The 19,852-nt window shown below is 62.0% G+C and carries 18 protein-coding genes; 12 read left to right on the top strand and 6 right to left on the bottom strand.

Annotated features, from left to right (window positions below; genetic code table 11):
* Positions 1-39: 39 nt before the first annotated feature.
* The 3 genes from J8I29_RS27125 (at position 40) to J8I29_RS27115 (ending at position 3,700) form a co-directional block, all read left to right on the top strand.
* Entirely contained in the window at positions 40-444 is a 405-nt protein-coding gene (locus J8I29_RS27125; protein WP_105864815.1) for a hypothetical protein, read from the top strand.
* A gap of 164 nt (positions 445-608) precedes the next feature.
* Positions 609-1,556 carry a family 2A encapsulin nanocompartment shell protein gene (locus J8I29_RS27120; RefSeq protein ID WP_209434038.1) on the top strand — a complete coding sequence of 316 codons (948 nt, stop codon included), beginning with the start codon at positions 609-611 and terminating at the stop codon, positions 1,554-1,556.
* Positions 1,557-1,738: 182 nt separating this feature from the next.
* Positions 1,739-3,700 (top strand): family 2A encapsulin nanocompartment cargo protein cysteine desulfurase, encoded by a 1,962-nt coding sequence (locus tag J8I29_RS27115; RefSeq protein ID WP_209434037.1) that lies wholly within the window; start codon positions 1,739-1,741, stop codon positions 3,698-3,700.
* A 61-nt stretch (positions 3,701-3,761) separates the two neighbouring features.
* Here the strand turns inward: J8I29_RS27115 and J8I29_RS27110 are convergent, their stop codons facing one another.
* Positions 3,762-4,628, bottom strand: a complete 867-nt coding sequence (locus J8I29_RS27110; protein WP_209434036.1) for a sulfurtransferase — start codon at positions 4,626-4,628, stop codon at positions 3,762-3,764.
* Between the two features lie 160 nt (positions 4,629-4,788).
* Here J8I29_RS27110 and J8I29_RS27105 point away from each other — a divergent pair, with 160 nt between their 5' ends.
* The 3 genes from J8I29_RS27105 to J8I29_RS27095 all read left to right on the top strand — a co-directional run bounded on the left by J8I29_RS27105 (position 4,789) and on the right by J8I29_RS27095 (position 7,089).
* Entirely contained in the window at positions 4,789-6,393 is a 1,605-nt protein-coding gene (locus tag J8I29_RS27105) for an ABC transporter substrate-binding protein (protein WP_209434035.1), read from the top strand.
* A 14-nt stretch (positions 6,394-6,407) separates the two neighbouring features.
* A complete protein-coding gene (locus J8I29_RS27100; RefSeq protein ID WP_209434034.1) occupies positions 6,408-6,758 on the top strand; it encodes a DUF3088 domain-containing protein in 351 nt (116 codons plus the stop codon).
* Positions 6,759-6,849: 91 nt separating this feature from the next.
* Positions 6,850-7,089 carry a hypothetical protein gene (locus tag J8I29_RS27095; RefSeq protein WP_105864812.1) on the top strand — a complete coding sequence of 80 codons (240 nt, stop codon included), beginning with the start codon at positions 6,850-6,852 and terminating at the stop codon, positions 7,087-7,089.
* 71 nt (positions 7,090-7,160) lie between these two features.
* Here J8I29_RS27095 and J8I29_RS27090 read toward each other — a convergent pair whose 3' ends face one another.
* From J8I29_RS27090 to J8I29_RS27070, 5 genes are all read right to left on the bottom strand, one after another.
* A complete protein-coding gene (locus tag J8I29_RS27090; protein WP_209434033.1) occupies positions 7,161-8,141 on the bottom strand; it encodes an ABC transporter permease in 981 nt (326 codons plus the stop codon).
* Positions 8,138-9,196, bottom strand: coding sequence for an ABC transporter permease (locus J8I29_RS27085; RefSeq protein WP_209434032.1), 1,059 nt, complete (start codon positions 9,194-9,196; stop codon positions 8,138-8,140). The genes J8I29_RS27090 and J8I29_RS27085 overlap by 4 nt, the downstream gene beginning before the upstream one ends.
* Positions 9,186-10,715, bottom strand: a complete 1,530-nt coding sequence (locus tag J8I29_RS27080; RefSeq protein ID WP_209434031.1) for a sugar ABC transporter ATP-binding protein — start codon at positions 10,713-10,715, stop codon at positions 9,186-9,188. The genes J8I29_RS27085 and J8I29_RS27080 overlap by 11 nt, the downstream gene beginning before the upstream one ends.
* A 174-nt stretch (positions 10,716-10,889) precedes the next feature.
* Entirely contained in the window at positions 10,890-11,921 is a 1,032-nt protein-coding gene (locus J8I29_RS27075) for a sugar ABC transporter substrate-binding protein (RefSeq protein ID WP_209434030.1), read from the bottom strand.
* Positions 11,922-12,297: 376 nt separating this feature from the next.
* Positions 12,298-12,510, bottom strand: a complete 213-nt coding sequence (locus tag J8I29_RS27070; RefSeq protein WP_209434029.1) for a hypothetical protein — start codon at positions 12,508-12,510, stop codon at positions 12,298-12,300.
* A gap of 390 nt (positions 12,511-12,900) precedes the next feature.
* On the opposite strand from J8I29_RS27070, the gene J8I29_RS27065 reads away from it, so the two are divergent.
* From J8I29_RS27065 to J8I29_RS27040, 6 genes are read left to right on the top strand one after another with little or no spacing between them, the layout of a single operon-like run.
* Positions 12,901-14,655 carry an EAL domain-containing protein gene (locus J8I29_RS27065; RefSeq protein WP_348536184.1) on the top strand — a complete coding sequence of 585 codons (1,755 nt, stop codon included), beginning with the start codon at positions 12,901-12,903 and terminating at the stop codon, positions 14,653-14,655.
* Between the two features lie 41 nt (positions 14,656-14,696).
* Positions 14,697-15,221, top strand: a complete 525-nt coding sequence (locus tag J8I29_RS27060) for a ubiquinone biosynthesis methyltransferase UbiE (RefSeq protein ID WP_209434028.1) — start codon at positions 14,697-14,699, stop codon at positions 15,219-15,221.
* Positions 15,218-16,402 (top strand): class I SAM-dependent methyltransferase, encoded by a 1,185-nt coding sequence (locus J8I29_RS27055; protein WP_209434027.1) that lies wholly within the window; start codon positions 15,218-15,220, stop codon positions 16,400-16,402. Before J8I29_RS27060 ends, J8I29_RS27055 begins: the two co-directional genes overlap by 4 nt.
* The gene (locus J8I29_RS27050; protein ID WP_209434026.1) at positions 16,399-18,747 is read left to right on the top strand and encodes a SpoIIE family protein phosphatase; all 2,349 of its coding nucleotides are present in this window, start codon (positions 16,399-16,401) and stop codon (positions 18,745-18,747) included. Before J8I29_RS27055 ends, J8I29_RS27050 begins: the two co-directional genes overlap by 4 nt.
* A gap of 4 nt (positions 18,748-18,751) precedes the next feature.
* The gene (locus tag J8I29_RS27045) at positions 18,752-19,312 is read left to right on the top strand and encodes an ATP-binding protein (RefSeq protein ID WP_105864803.1); all 561 of its coding nucleotides are present in this window, start codon (positions 18,752-18,754) and stop codon (positions 19,310-19,312) included.
* Between the two features lie 3 nt (positions 19,313-19,315).
* On the top strand, positions 19,316-19,666 hold the full coding sequence (locus J8I29_RS27040; RefSeq protein ID WP_105864802.1) for a hypothetical protein: 351 nt from the start codon (positions 19,316-19,318) through the stop codon (positions 19,664-19,666).
* Positions 19,667-19,852: the final 186 nt, after the last annotated feature.

Below are 19,852 nucleotides of genomic sequence, written 5' to 3'. Positions count from 1 at the left end.
GCGGGTCAGCCGGCCCCGCGGCGGAGACGGAGGCTGGCCGTGGCTAAGGCGCGTTATTGCCCGCGCACGGCCTATCTGCGCAGGTTGATCGACCAGGGACGCGTCATCGCCGCCAAGCAGCAGGCAGGCACATGGCTGCGCGAAGCCTATGCCTCGCCACAATTCCTCAGCCTGGTCGCCGAACTGCTCGATCCGGCCAAGCCCGATCGCAGCCGCCGCAACCGCCGGCCGCCGGCGCAATGGCTCGATATCGGCGAGGCCTTCGACGCCTTGCGCGGAGATGGTTTCACCCGCGATCAGGCCATCCTCATCCTGTCGGACCGCTTCCATTGTTCCAGCGGGCTCATCGACAAGGCCCTCGACTTCTACCGGGACGCCCAGCGGCCCTTTGGGATGGCGCCGAGGGAGAAAGATCCCCTCATCGCCAGCGTGGCTGGAGAATAGGCAGGGAATGGCGGGGTTGAAGCCTATTTCACATCTTGCCCACGATGTTTGCCGAAGCCACGCGGCATATCGGTTGTTAGGGCATTTGTCCGGGGCTCCGCCGCGCTGGATATACGTCGAATCAAGACTTCTTTCCGCAGCATGAACCAGATGAGGAGCACCGCATGGCCGACGAACCTGCCGTCCGCCGGACATTGAACGAAGCGGCGGCAAGGCAGCTTGCCAATGCCACCAAGACAAGGGCACAGTGGTCCGGCATCACGCCGCGCTGGCTGGTATCCTTCCTGCCCTGGACGCCCGTCGAGGCCGGCATCTACCGCCTGAACCGGGTCAAGGAAGACCAGGGCGACATCAGCGCCGAGGTCGAGTGCTCTCCCCGCCGCGACCAGGATCCGGACCTGCCGGAGACCTTCGTCGACTATGAGGAGGCCCCGCGCGAATATTCGCTCAATGCCGTCACCACGGTGCTCGACGTGCAGACCCGCGTCTCCGACCTCTACAGCCACCCCTACGACCAGATCCAGGAACAGCTGCGGCTCCTCATCGAGAAGGTGAAGGAGAAGCAGGAGAACGAGCTGGTCAACAACAGGGAATACGGCCTGCTGCCCAATGCGCATGCCAGCCAGCGCATCAAGACCCGGACCGGCGCGCCCACGCCCGACGATCTCGACGAGCTGATCACCAAGGTCTGGAAGGAGCCCTCCTTTTTCCTGGCCCATCCGCGCGCCATCGCCGCCTTCGGCCGCGAATGCACCCGCCGCGGCGTGCCGCCGCCAACGGTCACCCTGTTCGGCACGCCCTTCCTGACCTGGCGCGGCCTGCCGCTGGTGCCGAGCGACAAGCTGGAAGTCGATGCCAAGGGCAAGAGCAATATCCTGCTCCTGCGCACCGGCGAGAAGAAGCAGGGCGTCATCGGCCTGTTCCAGCCCGGCGTGCCCGGCGAGGTGCAACCCAGCCTGTCGGTGCGCTTCATGGGCATCAACCGCAAGGCGATCGCTTCCTACCTGATCTCGCTCTACTGCTCCTCGGCCATCCTCACCCACGATGCCCTGGCCGTGCTGGAAGGTGTCGAGGTCGGCAAGTACCATGACTATCCCGACAAATATGTCTGAGCGGGACTAAAGCGGCGAGATTCACGCGGTCCTGGACGCGACGCGACATATCGTGCCGCGGTGCAGATCCGGGACCGCGTGAGGAAAAAAACGCCATTCTGTTAGCGGTTCCGAGTCTGCACCGTAGCATTTCATGCCGCGGTGCTGACCCGGAATGACCAAGTCCAAGGAGCTCCCGCTCGATGACGACAGGCATTTCCTCTCCCCCGTCCTGGCCGGATCCGGCGGTGCTGGCCGATCTTGCCAACGCCCTGTTCCAGGCGCCGCCCAGCCAAGGTACGGTGCCGCTGGCGCCGACCGTGCCGGCCGTCCCCCCGAGCCCGACCCTGGCGCCGGCGCCCTCCATCACCACCAGCGTCGCCCCTCAGGCGCCGGCCCGGCCCCCCGTCGGCCCGCCGGACGTGCCGCCGGTGACCATACCCTCCATCGTGCCGACGCCGAGCCTCCCGACCGCGCCCGCCACCGCGCCGCAGCCTTTGTCGGGCGCCTCGGCCATTCCCTCGGACGTGCCGCAGCCCGGCGGCTCGGCCGGCCCCTTCGTGCCTGCTGTGCCCACCCAGATCGATTTTTCGGTATTGCCCGCCGGTATCGCTGAATTCCTCTCGCTGCTGCGCCCGGATGCGGCGGCCTCGGCGCCCCTGCAGGGGCCATCAACGGCTTCCATCCCCGGCTCAATCGCCCAGCCGTCCCAGGACGGTTATTATTTCCTGCGCGACGGCCAGTCCCTGGCGCCTGCGCAGCTGCCTGCTTCGCCTGTTGCCGCTCCGCCCTCCGTTCCTCCCGTGCCGCAGAGCCCGCCGTCCGTTCCCGCCCAGGCAGCCTTGCCCGCCGTGCCGGCCGCCTCGCGCCTGCCCGATTTCAGTGCGGTTACCTTGGAATTGCGTCCCGACGCGGTGCCGGATCTCGCTCAGTCAGGCCGGCCGTTCGATGCGAACGCGGTCAAGCGGGACTTCCCGATCCTGCAGACGCAGGTGCATGGCAAGCCTTTGATCTGGCTCGACAATGCGGCAACCACTCAGAAGCCGCAGGCGGTGATCGATCGCCTCAGCCATTTCTATGAGCATGAGAACTCCAACATTCACCGCGCCGCCCATGCGCTGGCCGCGCGCGCCACGGACGCCTATGAGGGCGCACGCGAAAAGGTACGGCGTTTCCTCAATGCCGGCTCGACGCGCGACATCATCTTCGTGCGCGGCACTACCGAGGGCATCAACCTGATCGCGCAGGCCTTCGGCCGCCGCCATGTCGGGGAAGGCGACGAGATCCTGGTCACCTGGCTGGAGCACCACGCCAATATCGTGCCCTGGCAGATGCTGGCCGCCGAGAAGGGCGCCAGGCTGCGTGTCGCGCCGGTCGACGACACCGGCCAAATCATTCTCGAGGAATATGAAAAGCTCATCAATCCGCGCACGCGCATCGTCTCGATCACGCAGGTCTCCAACGCGCTCGGCACGGTAACGCCGGCCCGGGAGATGGTGGCCATCGCCAAGCGCCATGGCGCCACGGTTATTGTCGACGGTGCACAGTCGGTCTCGCATATGCGTACCGACGTGCAGGCGCTCGATGCCGATTTCTTCGTGTTCTCGGGGCACAAGGTGTTCGGGCCGACCGGCATCGGCGTGGTGCATGGCAAGCCCGACGTGCTGGCCCATCTGCCGCCCTGGCAAGGCGGCGGCAACATGATCGCCGACGTCACCTTCGAGAAGACGATCTATCACGGCCCGCCCGAGCGCTTCGAGGCCGGCACCGGCAACATCGCCGACGCGGTCGGGCTGGGCGCGGCACTCGACTATGTCGAGACCATCGGCATGGATGTGATCGGCCGCTACGAGCACGAACTCCTGGTCTACGCCACAGAGCACATGCTCACCGTGCCCGGCCTCAAGCTGATCGGCACCGCCAGGGAGAAGGCGAGCGTGCTCTCCTTCGTGCTCGACGGCTGCCGGACCCAGGATGTCGGCGTGGCGCTCGATCGCGAGGGCATCGCGGTGCGCGCGGGCCATCACTGCGCCCAGCCGATCCTGCGCCGCTTCGGCCTGGAAAGCACGGTGCGCCCCTCGCTCGCCTTCTACAACACCCATGAGGATGTCGATGCGCTGGTGGCGGCTCTGAGACGGATCCAGAGCGGGCGGGGTTATTTGTGAGAACTGGAGCGCGGACATCGCGACATGCAGGCATGTCGCTGAGAAGTCCTCGCTCCAAAACCTATTTCCCCAGCCAGATCGTGCCCGACGGATTGTCGACGGGCACGCCGACGGCATTGCCATATTCGGTCCAGGAGCCGTCATAGTTGCGGGCGTCGTAGCCCAGGATGCGCTTGAGGGCGAACCAGCTATGGCTCGAGCGCTCGCCGATGCGGCAATAGGTGATGATCGGCTTGGTTCCGTCGATGCCCTTGGCGGCATAGATGCCGCGGATCTCCTCGACGGGCTTGTAGGTGCCGTCCTCGTTGACGATGGTGGCCCAGGGCACGTTCTCGGCACCCGGCACATGGCCGGCGCGGATCGCGAGTTCCTTCACGCCCTCGGGCGCGAAGATCTTGCCGGCATATTCGTCCGGTGAGCGGATGTCGACCAGCTTTCCCTCTACCTTGCCCTGGGCAAAGCCGAGAACGTCGGGAAGCCGGGCACGCAGGGCCTCGTTGCGATCCGGCAGCGTGAGCGCGGAGGCTGCAAAGCTTGGCACCTGCGCGGTCAAGGTGAGGCCGCGGGCCTCCCATAGCTTGCGGCCGCCGTCCACCAGCTTGGCGCGCTCGCCGAAGCCATAGACATCGAGCACCCACACGCCCCAGGCGGCGAACCAATTGTTGTTGTCGCCATAGACGATCACGGTGGTGTCGTCCTCGACGCCCGCCTTGCGCAGGGTGTCCTGCAGCTTCTCGCGCGAGGCGATGTCGCGGTTGACGGTGTCGACCAGGTCGCGGTGCCAATCGAGATTGACCGCCCTCGGTATATGGCCGCGCTCATAAACGGCGGGATCGACGCTGACCTCGAAGATCCGCACCTTGGGATTGTCCAGGTTTTCGAGAAGCCAGTCCGCCGTAACCAGGGAATGGGAAGCCGGTGTCGTCATTGCGTGCCTCGCTGCAGGAGTGTCCGGAAGGCAAGCTTAGTTGATAAATATACTTAGTCCATAATTTTTATATAATAATCTTGACCATACTCCGTTCCCTGTCATTATCCCCCCCTATCGATCAAAAACGCCTCTTTCCTTGAAATTCGGAGCAGGCCGCATGCGACACAAGATCGGACTTCTCGGCCTTACGGCACTGATCTTCGCGCTGCAGGCGCCTGGGGCATGGGCGGAAACGCCGCCTGGAATTGCCGTGGTGGCGCAGTCCATCGACGACGTCACCAGCTTCGATCCGGCGGAGGCCTTCGAGTCGACGACGGGGCAGGTGGCCAACGCGCTTTATCAACGCCTCGTACAGGCCGATCGCGACGAGAGCGCCGCGATCAAGCCGGCGCTGGCCTCGAGCTGGGAAGCGGGTGCCGACGGCAAGAGCCTGATCTTTACGCTGGCCAAGGACGCCAGATTCGCCTCGGGCAATCCTGTCCGGCCGGAGGATGTGATCTTTTCCCTCACCCGCGCGGTGAAGCTCAACAAGGCGCCGGCCTTCATCCTGAACGAACTCGGCTGGACCGCCGACAATGTCGACGCCGCCATCGGCAAGGTCGACGACGGCAGGGTCAAGCTGAGCTGGCAGGCCGATGTCGGCCCGTCCTTCGTGCTGGCCATCCTCACAGCCAACGTCGCTTCGATCCTCGACGAGACCGTGCTCGCACCGCAAGCCAGCAATGGCGATTTCGGCAATGGCTGGCTGAAGTCGCACTCGGCCGGCAGCGGCGCCTTCAAGATCAGCGCCTATACCGCGCATGAGGCATTGGTGCTGGACGCCAACCCCACCTCGCCCGGCGGCGCCCCCAAGCTGCAGGGGCTCATCTTCCGCAATGTGCCCGATCCGGCAGCCCGCCGCCTGCTGGTCGAACAGGGTGATGCCGATATCGCCCGGGGTCTCGGCACGGACCAGATCGAGACGCTCAGGGACAAGAGCCAGGTCAGCCTCTATGCGACGCCCTCGGCACGGCTCGAATATCTTCTGATTAACACCAAGGCCAATCCGACCCTCGGCAATCCCGCCTTCTGGGAGGCGGCGCGCTATCTCGTCGACTATGAGGGCATCGCCCGGAACCTGCTGCGCGGGCAATATCGCGTGCACCAGGCCTTCCTGCCCGCCGGATTCCCGGGGGCCCTGAGCGATACCCCCTACAAGCTCGATGTCGCCAAGGCCCGGAAGATACTGACCGATGCCGGCATCGGCCCGACGAGGATCCGTTTCCCCGTCTTCAACGAACCGCTCTTCCTCACCATCGCCCAGTCCCTGCAGCAGACATTCGGCCAGGCCGGGCTCACGCTCGACATCCAACCGGGCGTGAGCAGCGAGATCTTCGCCAAGGCCCGATCCGGCCAGTATGAGGTGACGCTGCGCTATTGGGGGCCGGATTATTTCGACCCGCATTCCAACGCCAGCGCCTTCGCGGTCAACCGCGACAACAAGCACAACACCATCGCCAAGCAGGCCGGCTGGATCATCCCCGAACTCAGCGACGAGACGTCCGCAGCTCTCCGGGAACGCGATCCGGCGAGGCGCATCGCCCTCTACCAGTCGCTGCAGCGCAAGCTCCAGAAGAGCTCGCCCTATGTCGTGATCCTGCAGGACAGCGACCAGGTCGTGCTCGCCAAGGGCGTTACCGGCTATTTCCAGAATACCCAGGGGGACGTGTTCTACGATCGCGTCGAGAAACATCCGGCTGCCGTGCGCGCCGATACCAATTGACAGGAGACCCGAAGATGAGCCGCAGCCGCGACAAGCTCTTCCTGCTCGAAGCCGGATTCGAGGATCCCAATCATCCGGGCCAGCATTTCGTCTGCCCGCACAGCAACCAGATCGAAGGGCTGCTGGTGAGTTCTCCGGAACTTGCCGGTCGTCTCGACATCGAGCGCGTGCCCTTCGCCCGGCCACGCCGGGCGGTGATTGCCGAACTGGGCGAGGCCAACCAGTCGCTGCCGGCGCTGGTACTGGGGCAAGGGCCGATTCCCGAGGATGCGGAGCGCTTCGGTGATGTCGCCTTCGTCAAGCCGACCCGGCGCATTCTCGAACTTCTGGCCGAGCGGCATGGCTTTCCGCGCCTGCATGGCTGACGACGAGCCGGAGCAAGGAGGGAGAGCGGGGGCGTTTTCATCAGGGCGGACCCGGCTCCAGGAATGACGTTTTCACAAGGGGAACACGGCCATGCGTTTGAAGCGCCGGGCTCTGGATCAGCTCCTGCAGGGACGCCATGCCCATAAGGGCGGACGCACGCTGGCGCAGCGCGCCCGCAACCTGACGACGATTGCAACGGCCTATTCCTGGGACGAATTACTGGCCGAACGCGGCATCGGGCACGTCACGGCTCTCGAGGTCGAACGCTGGCTTGCGCTGAACGGGCTGCACTTGCGGCAAGCAGGACCCGGACCGTTCCGGCAAGGTTGAAGCCCATTGGGTTTAGCCCAGGCCATGGCGACATCCACCCGCCGGAGCGTGCCTGGCCCTCACATGCCCTTTCAATTCTCGCGCCGCCCGGCAAAGGCCAGCAGTAGAGCAAGGAAGATCAGGACGCCCGCGCCGACCTGCTGCCAGTAGAAGTTCCAGCCGATCAGGAGCAGGCCGTTGGAGACGAAGCCGAACAGCAATACGCCGAGGATCGTGCCGGCAATGCTGGCGCGCCGGTTGCGGCTGAGCGAGGTGCCGATGAAGGCCGCGCCGATGGCGTTGAGCAGATAGGCATTGCCCGAGTAAGGCACATAAGCGTTGACGTTGGAGGAGAGCAGGATGCCCGTCACGGCGGCAACGGCCCCGGAGAGGATATAGACGATCGCCAGGATCCGTCGCACCGGCAGGCCCGAATAGCGCGCGACCTCCTCCTGGGTGCCGACGGCGAGGACCGTGCGGCCGAAGCTCGATTTCTCCAGGAGGAGCCAGGCGCCGAGCGCCAGCATCGCGACGAGGAGCAGCGAGACCGGCACGCCGAAGAGGGTGCCATGGCCGATGAAGGCGAGCGCCGGCGGTATGCTGCCGGCCGGAACATAGACGGGATTGCCGCCATCGGTGGTGAGCTGTTGCAGGCTGTGGCCGATGAACAGCGTGCCGAGGGTCGCCAGGAACGGCGTAATCGACAGGCGCGCGATCAGGACGGCGTTGAAGAGCCCGGTGCCGATGCCCGCGCCCACGCCATAGAGACAGGCCAGCGTTACCGGCTGACCCGCGGACACCGCCGAGACGAAAGCGAGGCTGCCGAGATCCACCGCCGTACCCACCGACAGATCCGTGCCGCCCGAGGCCACCGTCAGGGTCATGGCGATGGCGACGATGGCCGTCAAGGCGACATTGTTGACCAGCACGCCGGTGATGTTGGCGAGCGTCAGAAAGCCCGGCGCCAATGCGGAGAAGACGGCTACCACCAGCACGAGCGCCAACGGAATGCCGAAGCGCAGCAGCTCCGCTGCCGGCCGGGTGCGCGGCCCTTCGGCCCCAACGGTGCTCATGACGCCCTCCTGCCTGCGAGATTGGCGGTAGCGGCGACGACGGCCAGGATCAGCACGCCCTCGATGCCGTTGACCCAGTAGGTCGAGACATGGAGGAGCTGGAATCCGTTGGTGAGCGCGCCCAGGAAGACTGCGGCGAGCAGCGTGCCGGGGATGGTCGGCACCAGCCGGCGCGAAAACATGAAGCCGAGAAAGGCGGTCGCTACCACCGGCAGCAGCATGTCGCCCGAGCCCCCGGTCGCCCCGTTGAGGAAGGCGACCGAGACGACACCGGCCAGCCCGCCAAGCAGCCCGCTGGCGACATAGGACAGCGCGACATAGCGGTCGACGGCGATGCCGGCGGCCTTGGCCGCCTCGCGGTGTCCGCCCACCGCATAGGCGCGAAGGCCGACGGGCGTGAGATGCAGCAATGCGGCAAGGACAGCGCACAGGGCCAGGAGCAGCCAGCCGAGCACGGGAATATCGACCGGTCCCGGCAGGCCGAGCCAGTCGATCAGCGGCGAGGCGGCGGGAATGGTGGTGTTCTCCGTCACCACCAGTTCGAGCCCGGCGCAGACATTCATGGCGGCCAGGGTGGCCAGCAGGGGCAGGATCCGGAGCCAGACCACGGCAAGGGCGTTGACCAGGCCGACGAGGAGGCCGACGCCGAGCGAGGCCGCCACGCAGGCCATGTCCGAGAAGCCGGCCTGGTTGAGCACAGCGAAGATCGCGGCCGAAAGCCCGAGCGTGCCGGCCAGGGAAAGATCGATGCCGCCGGCGATCACGTCCGAGCCGCCGGCGATCAGCACCAGCGTCAGGCCGAACCCCAATATGCCCAGCACCGCCGATTGCGACAGGATGAGACCGATATTGGCGGGCGAGACGAAGGAGGGCGTGTTGATGGCGAAGAAGGCCATCACGGCCAGGAAGAACAGCAGCCCGCCGGCCCGGACCAGGCGGGCGCCGGCACCGCCGGCAAGATCCCGCCAGCCCGCGCGCGTGCTGGTCTTGTCAGGGTCGCGGTGGATCGAGGGCGATGTCGCTGCGGCGATTGCCTCCAGGGTTTCATGCGGCATGGCTGGCTCCCTCCCCGGGGCCGGCGCCCGTCAGGGCCGCGGCCAGCAGCTGGTCGGACGATGTGACCGACGTTTCATAGGTGCCGACCACGCCGCCGCGATGCATGACAAGGACGCGGTCGCATACGCCCAGGAGTTCGTCGAGATCGGCCGAGAGCAGCAGGATGCCGGCCCCCTCCTCCGCCAGCTCGGCAATGAGGCGATAGATCTCGGCCTTGGCCGCGACGTCGACTCCCACCGTTGGCTCGTCGAGGACATAGATGTCGGAACGGCGGGCGAGCCATTTGGCGATGACCACCTTCTGCTGGTTGCCGCCGCTGAGGGTGCGCACGGGCGCCTCCTGGCCGCTGGCCTTGATCTTGAGCGCCTCGATCAGCCTGGACACTTTAGAACGTTCGCCTGAGCGGTCGAGCCAGCCCAGACGCGTAATCCGGCCCAGACTGGCGAGGGTGGCGTTCTCGCGGATGGAGAGGCCGAGCGCCACGCCCTGGGCCCGGCGGTCCTCCGGCACCAGAGCGAGGCCCGCCTGCGCCGCCGCCACGGGACTGGCGAGGCGCCGCGCCCGCCCATCGACCTCGATCGTGCCCGCCCGCGCCGGCCGCAGCCCGAACAGGGCCTGGACGAGTTCCTTGGCCCCCGAGCCGAGCAGCCCGGTCAGCCCGACCACCTCGCCGCGATGCACGGCCAGGGATACGTTGGCAAAGGCCGGCGGCGCACCGAGGCCCGCAACGGACAGCACAGGCTTGCCGCGGCTGGCGCGATGCCGGGGGAAGAGGTCCTTGACGTCGCGATCGACCATCAGGCGGGTGATCTCGCCGATCGTCGTGCGCGAGGGCTCGACATGGGCGACGTCCCGGCCGTTGCGCATGATGGTCACGACGTCGCAGATGCGCTCGATCTCGGCCAGGTAATGCGAGATGTAGATGCTGGTGAGGCCGCGCGCCTTCAATTGCGCGATAGCGGCGAACAGGCTCTCGACCTCGCGCTTGGCGAGCGCGGCCGTGGGTTCGTCGAAGATGATCAGGCGGGGCTTGGCCAGCAGGGCCCGCGTGATCTGGACGATCTGCTGCTGTGCCGTCGACAGGTCGCGGATGAGCGCGCCGCACGGCAGGGTGATGCCGAAGAAATGCCGAAGAGCCTCGTCGGCCCGGCGCTGCAGGCTCGCCTGCCAGACGCCGAAGCGCGATGCCATGGTTTCACGCCCCAGGAACAGTGCCTCGCCGACGGTGGCGGTCGGCACCAGCAGCCGGTCCTGATGGATGAAGGCGATGCCGAGTTGCTCGGCCTTCTGGGGCGAAAGATGGTCGAGCGGCCGGCCCTCGAATTCGATGCTGCCGGCTTCCGGGCTGACGAGACCGGCCAAAGCCTTGATCAGGGTCGACTTGCCGGCACCGTTCTGGCCGACCAGGCCGTGGACGGTACCGGGCGCGACCACGAGCGAGGCGTCGTCGAGGGCCCGGGTCGGCCCGAAGCTCTTGACGAGGCCGCGCATGGCCAGAAGGGGTGGTGGTGAGGTCATGGCATCGATCGTCGGTCAACGTCGCCGGCCCACCGGCCGGCTCAGCCCTTGTCCAGGAATGCGGCACGGTGCCGGCCACACGGAAGAGCCACCCCATCCGGGCTCGCGGATGGGGTGGCTGAGCAGGATGGTGTCAACGAGGGCACCCTGCGGGGTCAGTCAGATGTCAGGCCATCAGGCCTGGCCCAGCTGCTTTTGCACCTCGGCGGCGTTCTTCTTGTTGGCGATGACCGCCGGCAGGAAGGTCTGCGAGGGCAGCGTGGTATCGCCGTTGAGATAGCGGGCGAGGTTCAGCACCGCCTGGCGGCCGATGACCGAGGGCTGCTGGGCCGCCACCGCGCCGGCCGGCGCCTTGGGATCCTTGACCAGCGCCAGCACCTCGGGCGTGCCGTCGACGCCATAGGTGAGGATCTCGCTGCGCCCCGCCGCGATCAGGGCCTGGGTGGCGCCGAGCTGCGGAATGTCCCAGGCCGACCAGATGGCGGAGATCGATCCCTTCTCCGGGTACTTGCTGAGCAGCGCGGTGATCTGCGCATAGGCATCCTGCACCGTGTTAGGGATGACATCGCGCAATTCGGGCTGGATGATCTTCACCTCGGGATAGTATTTCAGCACATTGCGCAGCTGGGTGTAGCGGATCTCACAGACCGGGACGCCCGAAAAGCCGTTGAAGACCACGACATTGCCCTTGCCGCCGATATCGGAGACCAGCTGTAAGGCGAGTTGGGCGCCCAGGGAGAAATTGTCCGAGGTCGCCGTGTTGATGACATTGGTCGAGGGCAGATCGACGGAAAAAACGGGGATGCCGGCCTGGCGCAGCTTCTTCAGCCAGGGATCGACGACCGAGAGCGTGCCGAGCGTCTGGATCACCGCATCGGGCTTTTGCGTCACCAGGGTCTGCAGCTGGCTGACCAGCGTCTTGTCGTTGCGCCCGGCATCGAGGCCGATCGGCGTGCCGCCGAGTTCCTTCACGGTCTCGACCTGGGCCTGATAGGCCTTGAGGTCGAAAAAGTGGTCGGTGCCGGCGACGCTGATCGCGATGGTCTTGCCCTTGAGGGAAGGCAATCCCGCTTCGGGCTTGGAGGCTTCGGGCTTGGCGGCATCGTCGGCGCGGGCGGCACCGCCGAGGGCTGCGGCGGCAGCTAGGGCCGAACCCATTTTCAGGAGGGCGCGGCGCGCCAGCGGCGCGGAGGAAATCGTGGTCATCGTGTCGGTCCAGCTTTGACTTCGGCCCGTCTATCGAGGGCTTCGCCTGAGCACACACGTTCGCCGATTATATGTCAACTAAATTTATAGAATTAATATATTTAGATCGTCGAACACTCTCTGTGCCCACTGCGGAAATGCCCGCTGGCTACTCACCCGGCTGTCGCCAGCGGGTCGCGCAACATCGCTCGCTTGTCGCCTGATCCTGGACGAGCCGACTTGTTGGGCTCTTTGATCGATGCTCGTCCCGGGGTGCTGGCTTCTCGGCCGCTTCTCCGGTCGCATCGTCGAGCCAGGCCGGCATCTGCTCCTGTCGAACCAGAGCTTCGATGTCCAAGCATGGCGCGCGGGGATCGCCACCCTGGCGACGGCACCGTTATTTTCGCCAAGCGCTTTCGTTCTTCTGCTCGTAATCGCTGAATGCTTTCGAGAGGCCAGTAAGAACTTCGGCAGACGTCTCGAACATTGCCTTCAGCTGCGGCTCGTCCACCTTATCGATATCCTCGCGCAGATGGTCGGTAATCTCCCGCAAGCGAGCCTTCATCTGCCGGATGTGATGTCTGGGATCACGGTCGGTTTGGCTGACCATAGCTTGCTCCTCCTACACAGGCATCCCCCAACCCAGCCGGACATGCGGCTGGTAACCTAACCACATCGCCTCGGCACCCGTTCCCGATGATGCTAATGGGCTGAGCAGATTGTGACGTCCTGTCCACCTTCCGCAGACGCGCTGCATACGGCGAGGATGGATCAACGGGGCAGCCGGCGGTGGTAACGCCCATGGTTATGACATCGAGGAACAGTCGAGGAACCGATCGCAGCGGCCATCGATCCAATCATCTCAGACTGCGGCCTCGTCAATGCCGGCACTCATCGGCTGTGGTGCGGACAGATTGGAGATCGCCCGCCGCTCCAGCTTACAAAGCTAAATTCTGAATTGTATTCGATGTAAAATTTGGAGTAGGAATTTACCTCGAATGTGTGGCTGTCTGAGCAATCATCAGAGGACCAGGAATTGTTCCGCTTTCGGAGAAAGTCTAAGTTACCAAAAGGCACCCCAGTAAAAGTTAGAAAAATTACGTCTGACGAACAGGCTCTTTCAGAATTTCTTAAACATACACATGAATTAGCCTCTTTTTACGATAGCGATTTAAGCCTTATTCAATTCTCCGCACGGCTTGAGACTGTGCGCAGTGGCAACCTGCCCCTTGGTGCGAGCCTGTTCGATATCTATCCTGGCGCTGCTACAGGCGAAGCAAAGAGAGCCCTAGACAAGGTACTTCTTACCAGGGCTCCCACAACCTTCAATATTACCGCCGCGCCCAATCGCGAAGTGCAGGTCTGGGCATTTCCCGCCGCCGACGGGATCGGCCTGATCGAAGTGGCGAATTCTCCTGCGAGGGCCGCGGAGGCCGAACACAGCAAACTGATGTATCAGGCTAATCATGACGTGCTGACGGGCCTCCAGAACCGGCAGCGCCTGAGTGAGCGGCTCAAGGAAATCTTGACGCCGAATGACGGCCTGCACGTGCGTTCGGCCCTGCTGCAGATCGATCTTGATGATTTCAAATCGGTCAACGACACGCTGGGACACGGCACGGGCGACACGCTCCTCAAACTGGCCGCCGATCGGATTCGAGGTGTACTGCAGGAGGGCGATTCTGCCTTCCGCTATGCCGGCGACGAATTCGCGATCATCCAATATGGCAAGGACCCGAAAGAAGCGGAGAGTGTGGCGCAGGCTCTCGTCGACGCTTTCAAGATACCCTTCATCATCAATGGAATGCCGCTCTTTGTCGGGGCCAGTGTCGGCGTCGCCTTCGGTCCTCAGCATGGTACACAGGGCGAGGAACTGATGAAGGCGGCTGACATCGCGCTTTATGCTGCCAAGGGAGAAGGACGCGGCTGCGCGCGGACTTTCAATCGCTCGATGATGCTTTTGATCGAGCAACGCGAAAGCCTCAGGCGTAGCCTTCGATTGGCTCTGGAACGGCGAGAACTTCTGCTCGAATACCAGCCCCTGCTCCGCTCATCCGGCCAGATCGTTGGCTTTGAGGCGCTGTTGCGCTGGGATCACCCGGAAATTGGGCGGATAACACCCAACGTTTTCATTCCTATCGCGGAGTCGGATGGCCTGATGGAGGAAATCGGCCGTTGGGTGCTGGAAGAAGCCTGCCGGCAGGCAATGACCTGGCCAGACTCCCTGAACGTCGCCGTCAATCTGTCGCCCGCGCAGTTCCTCGGCGGGTCCATCACCGACGTCGTGGCTCAGGTCATCGACAGCACCGGCATCAACGCTGGCAGAATAGAATTGGAAATCACGGAATCGGTGCTGCTGGAGGAGACCGTGGATAATTTGGATACCCTGAACACGCTTAACGTGCTGGGTATCCGCATCTCGCTGGACGACTTCGGCACACGCTATTCCTCCCTCAGCTATCTGAAGAATTTTCCCTTCGATTCGTTGAAAATAGACAAGTACTTCATTCAAGATATCGAGAAGGAACACAAAAGTCAGACGATCGCTCGAGCAATTATTGCCATGGCACACGGTCTCGACATGATGGTAACAGCCGAAGGGGTCGAAACGGCCATGCAAGCTCGATGGCTGATCAACGAAGGGTGTGACATCCTCCAAGGCTATCATCTCGGCCGGCCCATGAGTGCGGAAAAGGCACGAATATTCGCATCCAAGGCCAGAGCCCCACGAAGGCGCCGCGAACGCATCAACTGAAGACGACACATTCCACTGGGATCTCAATAGCAGAGAAGCATATGGCGCCGAACGTCAATCATACCGCTACATTGGATCATGATTTTCACATCATGGTGCAAATTGATATGGAAATGGAGGCTTTCAACTCCAATTGGACGCATTGCGATTATATTTCAACCTTTCTAGCTCGGATGATAAGCCATAATCGGCCGGATTCCGTGCTATTCACGAACTTGTTTTCATCTGCACTCAATGAATTGCTGGAGATCACATTCCGAAGCAATCATGTCGGAGGGACTTTTGTCTGCAAGATTTCGCGCCAAGGTGACACCGAGAGGGTCGAACTCACCTTCACCTGCAGCCAAGATGAACGCGATTTCTTCAAGCAAGCGGTAGCTCGCCTTCGAAGCAGCCGCGCTGAAGCCGACTATATGGATTCATTGGCGGACGCCGCCGAGGTGGGCCGCGATATGCTCCTGGTCGAACTTGCCGTCAGCTACAGCGCTGCTGTGACCCTGACCACCGTTGGGGATGACACCATTACGCTCACTGTCGATCTGCCACTTGGAGGCCTCACACATTGAGCGCGGTTCCCTTCGCCTATGATGTGCGCTTCAAAGCGCAATTCGACCTTAGCAATCAGGAGTACTCGCTTTCGGGGACGCTGCGACCCCAGTCCTTGAACGAGTTGGCCTCGTGCCTGGGGTTATTGCGGGATTCGATTAATCGCGTAAGAGGCGTGTTCTATGTGAATGTCCGGCGGCTCTCCCAGATGAACAATCTGGCATTCCACGCCTTCGCGCGTGTACTGCTGGATGCCAGCCGGGACAGGCCGGACCTGCAATTTGTCATCGTGACCTCCAGCGTGGTCGGATGGACGACGGAGAAGTTCGGGCGTTTGAGCCGGATCCAGCCGGCCATCAAAGTCCAAGAGTATGACGCTAATTTCTACCCGGGTCAGAGCTTTCTCGAGGAAGGCGGCTTCATCCCTGTCCTGCGCACCCAGACCAAGATGACATGGCGGCACGAACGAGACATCTTGCCTCGTCACGGCATGCGTCCCGGGATCTACATGGCGGATATCTGTTGCGGTATCGGCGATTTCGCGGCGCTCGTTCAGCGAGAATTCACGCCCGCACGAATTGTCGCGCTCGATCACTCACGCTCGAGCCTTGCCTATGCACGCAGGGTAGCGTCGGAATTCAAGATCAGCGGGATCGAGTACGTCTATGGTGACGCCTCGGAGATGTTGCTGGAAGACAATCAGTTCGACCTCGTGACCTGCCGTCACTCCCTGCAGATATTTGACCGTCCGGCGCTAATTCTCAAGGAAATGTACAGAATCTGCAAGCCCGGCGGCCGCGTCTATATTACCAATGAAAAGATATCTCAATGTTTGGGAGAGCCCCGCGGTGAGTCCATTCAATGGACGTATAATGAACTGTCCAAGCTCTTTACTCATTTCAACATGGATCTCGAGCTGGGTCCCAAGAGCCGCCATTATCTGATGGATGCCGGTTTCGACGATATTCGTGCCGAGTCCATCATGGTAACCAATCTCGACGGAGATCCCCAGGACTTCGCCGATATGATTCATGCGTGGGAGAATACTTTCGCAGGAGAAATGTCCCAAAAACGCGGCGACGATCCCGAGTTCATCGAGCAGTTTCGCAAGGGCTTCCAGGATCATATCTTCGCGGCATTGCATCCGAAGGGATATGCAGGCTGGCCGATCTGGATTGCGTCGGGGCGAAAGCCGCTATGAGTAAGGAGCCAGGAAATTCGTCGCGATTTGGCCTGCGCTCATTCCGAGCGAAATTCGTGCTGGTTGTCGGTGGCGCAGTCCTGTTCGACCTGTTGATCAGCGGTGGACTTGCTCTTTGGAACGTGAACCGGCTTTCGGTGGATGCCACCCAGCAGATCGGCCTCGGCCTGACCAAGGCAACCGGCGAATACCTGCACAATTACATCGATACTACAGCCGAACGGACCGATCTGCTGCTCGACCAGGTCCATACGGAGGTCAACATTCTTGCCGCCTCGACGCAGGCCCTGATCGATCATCCTCAGATCGCGGCGAAGGTGGGTGAAGCGATCGAAGGTGACCCGACCTTCTCCACCCCTCTTGTCTATAACCCGTCCAGCAATTGGTGGCAGAACGAAGTTGGTGATCCGTCGGCTGTGACAGTTTGGGGCTATCTTCTCAACGCGACCAAAAATCTCCCGCCCGACGTTGCGAAAATTGTACGCGACAGCACGGCCTTCAACATCTTCGGTCCTGCTGTCCAGGCGAACGGCACCCGAAAGCTGCAGGTCTACTTCATCGGTCCAAAGAGTGCTCCAATTCTGCGTTCGACGCCCTACACCGATCAAGGCGCAACGTTCGACCGGGTCTACCCGGGCCACAATGCGACGAACTGGTGGGACTTCTTTTTTCCCGAACTTTACGAGGACTGGCAGCGCTGGATCAAAGATCCGGCAAGCAAGCCGGTCAATGAGAAGATCACCACGCTTTCCCCGTATAAAGATGGCGTTACCGGCAAGCTGATCGTCAGTTTCTTCGAGCCCGTCTGGACCAAGGACCGGAAAGACGTCGCCGGCGTGGTCGGTGCCGACCTCACGCTGGACCAGATGGCGGACATCGTGCAAAGCGTGAAAATCGCGGATACCGGCTTTGCATTTCTCGCCATGTCGAATGGCAATGTACTCGCCGTAACGCCCGAAGGTGAAAAGACGCTCGGTATCGGCAATTCAAGCCCGACGGTCTTCGACCGGTCTTTGCGAAAAAGTGCCGACGCGGCCGTGGCGGCGCTTCCCCTCGATCAGAACAACGATGGTGTCATTCAGACAATCCCGCTCAATCGCAATGGTGAAAAGGTCAACTACATCGTCGTCCTCAAGAAACTCAGGCCGACGAACATGTGGAGCGCAGGTCCCATAACTAAGGAAACGATGACGGTCGGCATCGTCGTTCCCGAACACGAGATATATGCCACGCTGATTGCGGCTCAGGATAGCATTTCCAAAGCGACCAACCGCATCCTTCTCTACCAGCTGGCGGCGATCTTCGTTGCGCTCTGTATCGTATTCGCTGCGGTATTCGGGCTGTCGAAGCGTATCACGGCCGGCCTCAGCGCCCTGGCCGGGGCGGCACGCAAGCTGCAGGCCAAGGATTATTCCGTCCGCGTCCACATTCCGACAAGAGACGAGGTCGGCGAGGTCGGCGTCGCCTTCAATCGAATGGCCGAGGAGATAAGTTACCATACTGAGAACCTCGAGAAGCTCGTCGAGGATCGCACACGCGATCTCGAAAATGCCAATCTGGAAATCTCCTCGCTCAACGAACAGCTGCGCAGCGAAAATCTGCGGCTCGGCGCCGAGCTCGACGTGGCCCGTCAGATCCAGAGAATGGTGCTCCCCAAAGAAGGTGAACTGAATGATGTGCCGGGGGTAGAGATCGCGGCCTATATGCGGCCTGCAGACGAGGTTGGGGGCGACTATTACGACGTGTTGCGGGACGGTCAGAAGCTCAAGGTCGGAATTGGCGACGTAACCGGCCATGGCCTCGAAAGCGGTGTTCTGATGCTGATGGTACAGTCGGTCGCACGGGCGCTGCAAGAAACAGGCGAGAATAATCCCACGCAATTCCTTGATCGACTCAATCGAGCAATATTCAAGAACCTTGAGCGAACCAATTCAGACAAGCATCTGTCTCTCTCCTTTCTGGATTATGAGAACGGCAAGCTGACGCTTTCAGGCCAACACGAGGAAGTTGTAGTGGTGCGTGCAGGTGGCGGCGTCGAGCGCATCGATACGATCGATCTAGGATTTCCGATCGGCCTCGAAAAGGACATTTCGCCTTTCGTCGCCACCCGCAACATAGCCTTCTCAAGCGGCGACGTGGTGGTGCTGCATACCGATGGCGTAACCGAGGCGGAGGGCGGAAAGGGCGAACTGTTCGGCTTGGATCGTCTCGTAGAGAGCGTACGCCAGCGTCATGGCTCGAGCGCCGAGGAAATAAAGAATGGAATTGTCCAGGATCTGATGGACTACATTGGAACTAGTAAGATTCACGACGACATAACACTCGTCGTTATCAGGCACAGGTAACATCATGACCACTTTGTACGGATCAAAAGATATTGTGATCGGTATGGACGAACGTGTCAGCCGCGTAAGCCTATTCGACGGGCCTCTCGACCTGAGATGGCATCATTGCGCGACGACATCGGACTTCATCGCCGACATATTCGCCCTGCCCTTCCGGACATCCCGAAACGACTATCGCGCGGTCCGGCACAATATTGGTTATCTCGTGAACGAGTTGATCGAGAATGCGGTCAAATTCCACGAGCCCGGCGAGATCAGAGTCGAGGTGGCCATGGGTACCGATGCCTTCAAGGTCAAGGTTTCCAATGTGATCAGTTCCGACACAGCCGCCTCGTTCCAGGCACTGCTGGCCGAGATCACGGTCGGCGACCCCGGTGACCTGCTCATTGAACGCATCGAGGCCAATGCGGCAGATCCGGAGACTTCCGGATCGGGCCTCGGGTTGCTGACTCTGATGAATGATTACGGCGCTCGCCTGGCATGGATTTTCAACCCCGTCGAAGACGGCAGCCGCGTGCAGGTCGGAACATTCGCCACCCTTCCCGTCACTCTGTTGCAACAGTGAATCATGAAGCCAAATACAGAAATCACGACCGACGAATATCGAGTCTGGACCGAAGACAACGTCATCCGTTTCTACGGCACGATGCGGCTGTCAGGAACGGATGCCTATGCTCCGATCATGACGCTCATGACTGACGTCCTGACAGCCTCACCGGCGACGATCGTTCTCGACCTGACCGATCTCGAATTTCTCAATTCTTCGGGGATCAACTTATTGGCAAAATTCACAATCGAGGTGCGCAAGCACCCGAATGTGGCACTCGTCGTGCGTGGCAGCTCCGAGATCCCGTGGCAAAGCAAGTCGCTACCCAACCTCAAGAAGCTGCATCAGGCGATCTCCCTGCAAATCGATTGAGCAATTTGTCACGCATCAATACGCGACCGCGCACGTGAAAACGCGTCCATGCTGGCCTCGTTCGCCAGCATGGATTCTGAATCGGAAATTACCCCTGCCGGGAATCCCATTAGAGCAGGGTGATTTTTGGTTGAATCGTTGGATTCCCAAATCGATTGAGAAGTGATTCAAGATAGCTGCGGGGGA

It is taken from the genome of Labrys sp. LIt4 (assembly GCF_017813775.1).
Lineage (GTDB): Bacteria > Pseudomonadota > Alphaproteobacteria > Rhizobiales > Labraceae > Labrys > Labrys okinawensis_A.
This window is presented reverse-complemented; position numbering and strand designations above follow the sequence as displayed.

Bases quoted from the DNA above. Each gene is read 5' to 3' on its own strand.
- J8I29_RS27080 (WP_209434031.1), bottom strand. From the start codon at position 10,715: ATGACCTCACCACCACCCCTTCTGGCCATGCGCGGCCTCGTCAAGAGC.
- J8I29_RS27045 (WP_105864803.1), top strand. From the start codon at position 18,752: ATGACCACTTTGTACGGATCAAAAGATATTGTGATCGGTATGGACGAA.
- J8I29_RS27060 (WP_209434028.1), top strand. From the start codon at position 14,697: ATGGCGCCGAACGTCAATCATACCGCTACATTGGATCATGATTTTCAC.
- J8I29_RS27040 (WP_105864802.1), top strand. From the start codon at position 19,316: ATGAAGCCAAATACAGAAATCACGACCGACGAATATCGAGTCTGGACC.
- J8I29_RS27095 (WP_105864812.1), top strand. From the start codon at position 6,850: ATGCGTTTGAAGCGCCGGGCTCTGGATCAGCTCCTGCAGGGACGCCAT.
- J8I29_RS27110 (WP_209434036.1), bottom strand. From the start codon at position 4,628: ATGACGACACCGGCTTCCCATTCCCTGGTTACGGCGGACTGGCTTCTC.
- J8I29_RS27105 (WP_209434035.1), top strand. From the start codon at position 4,789: ATGCGACACAAGATCGGACTTCTCGGCCTTACGGCACTGATCTTCGCG.
- J8I29_RS27115 (WP_209434037.1), top strand. From the start codon at position 1,739: ATGACGACAGGCATTTCCTCTCCCCCGTCCTGGCCGGATCCGGCGGTG.
- J8I29_RS27120 (WP_209434038.1), top strand. From the start codon at position 609: ATGGCCGACGAACCTGCCGTCCGCCGGACATTGAACGAAGCGGCGGCA.
- J8I29_RS27090 (WP_209434033.1), bottom strand. From the start codon at position 8,141: ATGAGCACCGTTGGGGCCGAAGGGCCGCGCACCCGGCCGGCAGCGGAG.
- J8I29_RS27085 (WP_209434032.1), bottom strand. From the start codon at position 9,196: ATGCCGCATGAAACCCTGGAGGCAATCGCCGCAGCGACATCGCCCTCG.
- J8I29_RS27075 (WP_209434030.1), bottom strand. From the start codon at position 11,921: ATGACCACGATTTCCTCCGCGCCGCTGGCGCGCCGCGCCCTCCTGAAA.
- J8I29_RS27100 (WP_209434034.1), top strand. From the start codon at position 6,408: ATGAGCCGCAGCCGCGACAAGCTCTTCCTGCTCGAAGCCGGATTCGAG.
- J8I29_RS27050 (WP_209434026.1), top strand. From the start codon at position 16,399: ATGAGTAAGGAGCCAGGAAATTCGTCGCGATTTGGCCTGCGCTCATTC.
- J8I29_RS27070 (WP_209434029.1), bottom strand. From the start codon at position 12,510: ATGGTCAGCCAAACCGACCGTGATCCCAGACATCACATCCGGCAGATG.